This is a genomic window from Yoonia sp. (assembly GCF_017854415.1).
Lineage (GTDB): Bacteria > Pseudomonadota > Alphaproteobacteria > Rhodobacterales > Rhodobacteraceae > Yoonia.
Map to the genome: position 1 here is coordinate 1 of NZ_JAFMHR010000162.1, position 5,917 is coordinate 5,917.

A 5,917-nucleotide genomic window follows, 5' to 3' on the forward strand; every position below is an offset into this window, starting at 1 on the left:
TCGGTGACTATGTTCTGGCAATCGGCAATCCATTCGGGCTTGGCCAGACGGTAACGGCTGGCATCATCAGCGCGCTCGGCCGCAGCGGGCTAAACATCGAAGGCTACGAGCACTTTATCCAGACCGATGCATCAATCAATCCGGGCAATTCCGGCGGCGCGTTGATCACCTTGGACGGTCAGTTGGTGGGTATAAACACCGCGATCATCGCGCCATCCGGAGGCAATGTGGGCATCGGTTTTGCAGTGCCCGCAAACATGGCCGATGCCGTTGTGGATCAACTTATTGCATATGGCGAAGTGCAGCGCGGGCAACTGGGGGTCATGGTGCAAGACCTTACGCCTGACCTTGCCGAAGCGCTGGGAATGGACACAAGCGTCGGTGCCGTAATCACGCAGGTCGAGCCGGGAAGTGCTGCCGAGGACGCGCAGTTACAGCCCGGCGATCTGATCGTATCCGTTGATGGCCGCCCAGTGGTCGGTGCGGCAGACGTGCGCAGTCAGATCGGGCTCAAGCGCGTTGGCGTCCAAGTCGAGATCGGCATCATCAGAGATGGCCAGACGCTCGAGATCAAAGCCTCATTGCGCAACGGTGGTCAGCTCCAGACCCGCCCAATCAGTCGTGGAACCAACAAACTCCAAGGGGCAGATTTGCGGGATCTAGGACCAGATGATCCGCAGTATGGCAACCTATCTGGTGTTGTTGTGACGCAAGTGGAAAGCAATAGCACTGCCGCCCGCGCGGGTCTGCAAACAGGCGATATCATTCTGGCTGTCAACCGCGTTCCAATCGGATCAGTCGCTGAATTGCGCGAACAATTAGCGTCAGTCAACGGCGCACTTGCGCTCACGGTCCAACGTGGATCAGCACGGATTTTCCTATTGTTACGGTGATCATTTCAAACCGCAAAAGGACCTCGACATGGACAAGAACGAAAGCAAGAACGATGACCACGTTGATCACGCTAAGATCGAGAGCCCAGAAGCCGACACAGACCCGGACAAGCGGCTTGAGGCGCTGACGGACAAATGGAAACGCGCCCTCGCAGAGGCTGAAAATGCACGCAAACGCGCGGACGTTGCACGGATGGACGGGCACGATCACGGCGTCGCTATCGGGGTTGAAGCCCTTGCGCCTGCATATGATGCGGTCTGCCGCGCGATCGAGGCGGCGCATGCCAGCCAAGACGCCGACACCTCGCAGATGACTGCACATCTGGCAGGTCTGCAGAACATAAAGACCGCGTTCGAAACCGGGCTAAAGGCGCTTGGCGTCAGAACGATTGCGCCAAAAAATACGCCATTTGATCCAATGCTGCATGAAGCCATGCAAATCGAGGAAACCGACAAGACCGCTGCGGGCGAAGTCCTCGTTCTGCACCGCCCCGGACTGGTGTTGGGAAAGCGGCTGATCCGACCGGCGCATGTAACCGTTAGCGCAAGCCCGGGCAAACCTGCAAAAGAAAAAAGTCCCGCAGATTAGTCCTACCACCCATAAAAGAAGACCCGAACCGCGACCTGCACTGCGGAGAAACAAAGAACCTGACGCAAACTCGAAAGTGGTTCACCTCGCCATTTCGATGGAACCAATTACGCACTTTGGAACACTTCCTGCTTTGTATCAGTTCGTATGCGATCAAGGAGATCCGTATGTGTTGGAACGCAGAAGTGTCAACCTTGATGGTGGCTGTCGGTACGGCAGCAACAGCCATCAGCTATCGACGCAAGGACCCAAGGGCGTTCTGGCTGACACTGGGCTTTTTCACGGTGATGGAGGGGCTCCAAGTCGCCGGATATGCAGTACTTGATCAGTGCGGGACGCCCGCAAACAAGTCGGTCACAATGCTGTCGTATCTGCACATCGCTGTCCAACCTATATTTATCAATGCCTTTGCACTGGAACTGGTTCCAAGTGAGGTCAGACAAAAGGCGCGTAGATTGGTTTTTAGCATCTGCGCACTTTCTACCATAGTAATGTTCTTACAAATTATGCCCATTGCGGAGTTCGGGTCGTGCTTGCCGGGCAGCGCGTTGTGTGCGGACCGACTTTGTACGGTTTCAGGAGACTGGCACATCGCTTGGGACGTACCTTACAACGGACTGGTGCTGCCTCTTGATCGTGTCTTGGGGATTTATGCGGGGTTCCCTACATATATGATCGCGGTTTTTCTCTTGCCGATGCTATATGGTGCGTGGCGATTTGTGCTCATGCATGCTTTCGTCGGGCCGATCCTGGCCTCGGCGATGACAACAAACCCTAACGAAATGCCCGCGATCTGGTGTTTGTTTTCAATCGCGATCTTGCTGATTGCACTTAGCCCTGCTGTGCGGCGACAAGTGTCGAGACCCAATAGCATGCGTACTGCAGCTTAGATTGAGCCAAGCCAAAGCCCACAATTCTATGGTATGTTGTAGGTGGCAAGAACTTCAGCATAGGCTGGATCCTGTTGCGCCAGAAAAAGTGTTGCCGTCAGCATTCCCTGCTTTGAACCGCAATCAAAGCGGCGGCCCGAAAAGCGAAAACCGGCAATGCCTTTAATCAAACCGCTTTGCGCGATAGCGTCGGTCAGTTGTATTTCGCCACCAATACCAGGACCTTGTTTGGCCAGCGTATCAAAAATGGCGGGATCCAAAATATAACGTCCTACAACGGCCATCTGCGACGGTGCAACATCGGCTGTTGGTTTTTCGACAATACTATCTGCAAAGACCAATCGGCCTTGTTGACCGGTGACAGACAGAATGCCGTACTCACAGGTCAGCGCCCAAGGTACTTTCATGACTGCAATCAAATGCCCTGCAATGTCGCAGTCATATGCATCTATCATTTGGCGCAAGCATCCCGGTACGCCAAGGATCAAGTCATCCGGCAGGATGACCGCGACCGGACCGTCCAGAAGATGCGGTCGCGCGCAAGCGACGGCATCGCCTAAACCCTTTGGTTCTAGCTGCATAACGAAAATCACTTCACAATCGCGCCTGTCGAGCGCTGCCAACTCAAGTTTATGTGCCAATTCAGCCTTGCCGTGATGGACCAGTGTTGTCCGTAGCTGGGCATCATCCATGACATAGTGCTGGATCGCTGCTTTTGATGGATGGCTGACAAAAATCATCCGCGCGATGCCGGCCTCTCGCGCCTCGTCAATCGCGTATTGAATCAAAGGTGTGTCAATCACCGGAAGCAGTTCCTTTGGTGTTCCTTTTGTTGCTGGCATGAACCGGGTACCCAGACCCGCCACAGGAAAAATCGCTGTCCGCACCTTTGATCGTGTCATAGCTGATTATCCTCTGCCAAAATCATGTGGCCACCTATGCCCGTCAAATCCGAGCACTTCCTTGCCCTCACCCACAAAACCATCGCGATTAAGGAGCAGTCTTGGGGTTTATACACAGTGTTCTTAGTGACCGAGTGAGGGACAGTCGCTTTGACTTATCTCAATCTAGGCGCCGGAGCGGGCCGCTCAGCCTAGTCCAATCAGCACTTTGACGAGCCGTATTGGGCATCTCACATCTGAGTGACCCAAGAGGAAATGACCGCCTGCCAGATCTGCGACCCTCACTTTATGCCCAGTTGAGTTGGAGAGACCGCCGCACGCGGCCTAAAAGCACGCAAGGCCACAATGCAGAACATCGCAGGTTGTCCGGCAGCTGCGCATTCAAGCCTTGCGACGGATGTACCATCAAGGGCGTATTTGATCGGATCGTAGCTATTTGACGATCACCACGGTTTGCTTTGCGTGATGCAGGACTTTCTGCGAAACACTTCCCAGAATGGCCTCTCTGAACTTCCCCAACCCGCGCGAACCGATTACGATCATATCGACATTCTGTTCTTCGGCGACTTCAAGAATTTCATCAGCAAAGTCACCATTGCGAACAAACGTTTTCACGTTGTTCGCACCTAATTCGCTACTTCTGTTTTCTGCATACGACACCAATTGATCGCCCAAAGAAGATAACACACGCGCCGTTTGCTCTATGACCTCGCCACCCGCCAGAAGATTGTCAAGTCGACCTGTCGCATAGGCGATATCGGGTAGGACCGTCCTGTGCGCCTGCTTTATCATATGTTCGACTTCTGCCATGCGGACCAGTTCCTGCGAAGGGCGCCCATGCATAAGAACATGAACAACAACAAGTTCCGCCGCGAGCTTTTTTGAAAGCTCCGAAGCGACCTCTAGGGCACGGCGCGCATTTTCGGACCCTTCGTAAGCGATAAGAATTTTCTTAAACATATTTTAACTCCTTGATATGTGCGTTTTCGCATTTGGTTCAAAAACCCTACATCCTCACTCAGCGGCGTTTTTAAACAGATCGCGCTTTGAGTGCTGGTACAGGTAGTCCCGCGTCAACGGGACCGCATCGATCTTGCGGGACAGTTGGAACTGGAAAACGGCCTGCGGACCATGCCGAAAGGTCTGTTCACACGCTGCCAAGTAAAAACGCCACATCCTGACGAAACGATCGTCGTACAAAGCCCTAACTTCATCCTGCTTGTCCGTGAACCGGTTAAACCAATGTCGCAGCGTGTATGCATAATGCAGTCGCCAGCATTCGACATCGGCTGACCACAGTTGCGAAGACTCGATGGCGACCGCTGTTTCTGACAAAGTGGGAACATACCCGCCGGGAAATATATACTTAGCAATCCACGGGTTTGTTCCATTGGGGCGGCCCATCCAGCCGATCGTATGAACAAGCGCAATACCATCGGGCGCAAGCCTGTTCCGGATTGTGTCGAAAAACACCTTGTGATGGGGTATACCGACATGTTCGAACATCCCGACAGACACGATCCGGTCAAAAGCACCCATCACACCGCGATAGTCGCAAAGCCGGAACTCGACCAGGTCGGACAGTCCTTCACGCGCGGCGCGCGCTGTCGCCCGAGTGTGTTGTTCTTTAGACAGCGTAATGCCGAGGACATGAGCGCCGTAGTCCCGCGCAAGGGTCAGCGCCATCCCGCCCCACCCGCAGCCGATATCCAGGACACGCATCCCCGGCGCGATCATCAGCTTGCGCGCAATATGGTCTTTCTTTTGCGCCTGCGCCAATTCCAGCGTGTCGGACTGGTCGCGAAAGTAGGCACAGGAATACTGCTGATCCGCATCCAGAAAAAGATCATAGAGTTCGCCTGACAGGTCGTAATGATGCGCCACGTTACGTTGGGAACGTGGCAGCACATTATTCTGTGTGAACCTGCGCGACACATGACGCATCTCCAAAAGCGGTTTTTGCCACCAGATGCGAGGGGCATTGTGCATGGCTTTGACGATCAGACCAAGCAATTCCTGCACATCGTCGCCCTCAATCGTGAGCCTCTCGTTCATATAGGCTTCGCCAAGGGCAAGCTCGGGATTGATTACCAGATGCCTAACTGTTGCGGTGTCATGTAAGCGCACTGTCAGCGGCACACCGCTGCCATCACCGTAACGACAAGGCTTGCCATCAGGCATCACAATAGTGAGCGATCCCTGCTGCAACATCGTTCTCAACATTCGGTCCAGTGCTTTTTGCCACATTACTTTTCCAATCCCACCCGGCTTGAGTTCGTGGAAATCAAGGTGCTTTGCCTAATTTGGTTCCTGACTGGCATTGAAAAAACCATTTCTGAAAAGTTAAATGAACTTCCACGATGAGAAGAAAGGCGGCGAGCTGATCCTCGCGCTACGAAGGCTTAGATTTGATCAAATCTATCAAGCACCTCCCGAGATACATTGAGCAATATCAATTGTAACCACCGCTTCCGGATAGGGATGCCAATCCCGAAAACGGTCGCCCAGAGACCGCGCCGCAATCAGCGGACCTGCGCGCTTTGCAACATTCCAAGTGGTAATCCCCCCTAAAATTAGTGGTGTTCAAAAGTAGAATTTTCTCGGCAAGATATCTGAGGAGATTTTTGATGAAGACAGCACGAT

General features: G+C 53.6%; 6 protein-coding genes. 3 read left to right on the top strand and 3 right to left on the bottom strand.

Features of this window, described 5'->3' with window-relative positions:
- The 3 genes from QZ197_RS14325 to QZ197_RS14335 form a co-directional block, all read left to right on the top strand.
- On the top strand, positions 1-893 hold an 893-nt coding region (locus tag QZ197_RS14325; protein WP_296432813.1), incomplete at its 5' end, for a PDZ domain-containing protein.
- A 28-nt stretch (positions 894-921) separates the two neighbouring features.
- A complete protein-coding gene (locus tag QZ197_RS14330) occupies positions 922-1,482 on the top strand; it encodes a nucleotide exchange factor GrpE (protein ID WP_272146524.1) in 561 nt (186 codons plus the stop codon).
- A 167-nt stretch (positions 1,483-1,649) separates the two neighbouring features.
- The gene (locus tag QZ197_RS14335; RefSeq protein ID WP_272146525.1) at positions 1,650-2,372 is read left to right on the top strand and encodes a DUF5765 domain-containing protein; all 723 of its coding nucleotides are present in this window, start codon (positions 1,650-1,652) and stop codon (positions 2,370-2,372) included.
- 26 nt (positions 2,373-2,398) lie between these two features.
- Here QZ197_RS14335 and QZ197_RS14340 read toward each other — a convergent pair whose 3' ends face one another.
- The 3 genes from QZ197_RS14340 to QZ197_RS14350 all read right to left on the bottom strand — a co-directional run bounded on the left by QZ197_RS14340 (position 2,399) and on the right by QZ197_RS14350 (position 5,497).
- Complete coding sequence (locus QZ197_RS14340; protein ID WP_296432815.1) at positions 2,399-3,274, bottom strand: sugar phosphate nucleotidyltransferase; 876 nt, start codon at positions 3,272-3,274, stop codon at positions 2,399-2,401.
- Positions 3,275-3,706: 432 nt separating this feature from the next.
- Complete coding sequence (locus tag QZ197_RS14345) at positions 3,707-4,234, bottom strand: universal stress protein (RefSeq protein ID WP_272146527.1); 528 nt, start codon at positions 4,232-4,234, stop codon at positions 3,707-3,709.
- A 54-nt stretch (positions 4,235-4,288) separates the two neighbouring features.
- Positions 4,289-5,497, bottom strand: a complete 1,209-nt coding sequence (locus tag QZ197_RS14350; protein WP_363157897.1) for a cyclopropane-fatty-acyl-phospholipid synthase family protein — start codon at positions 5,495-5,497, stop codon at positions 4,289-4,291.
- Positions 5,498-5,917: the final 420 nt, after the last annotated feature.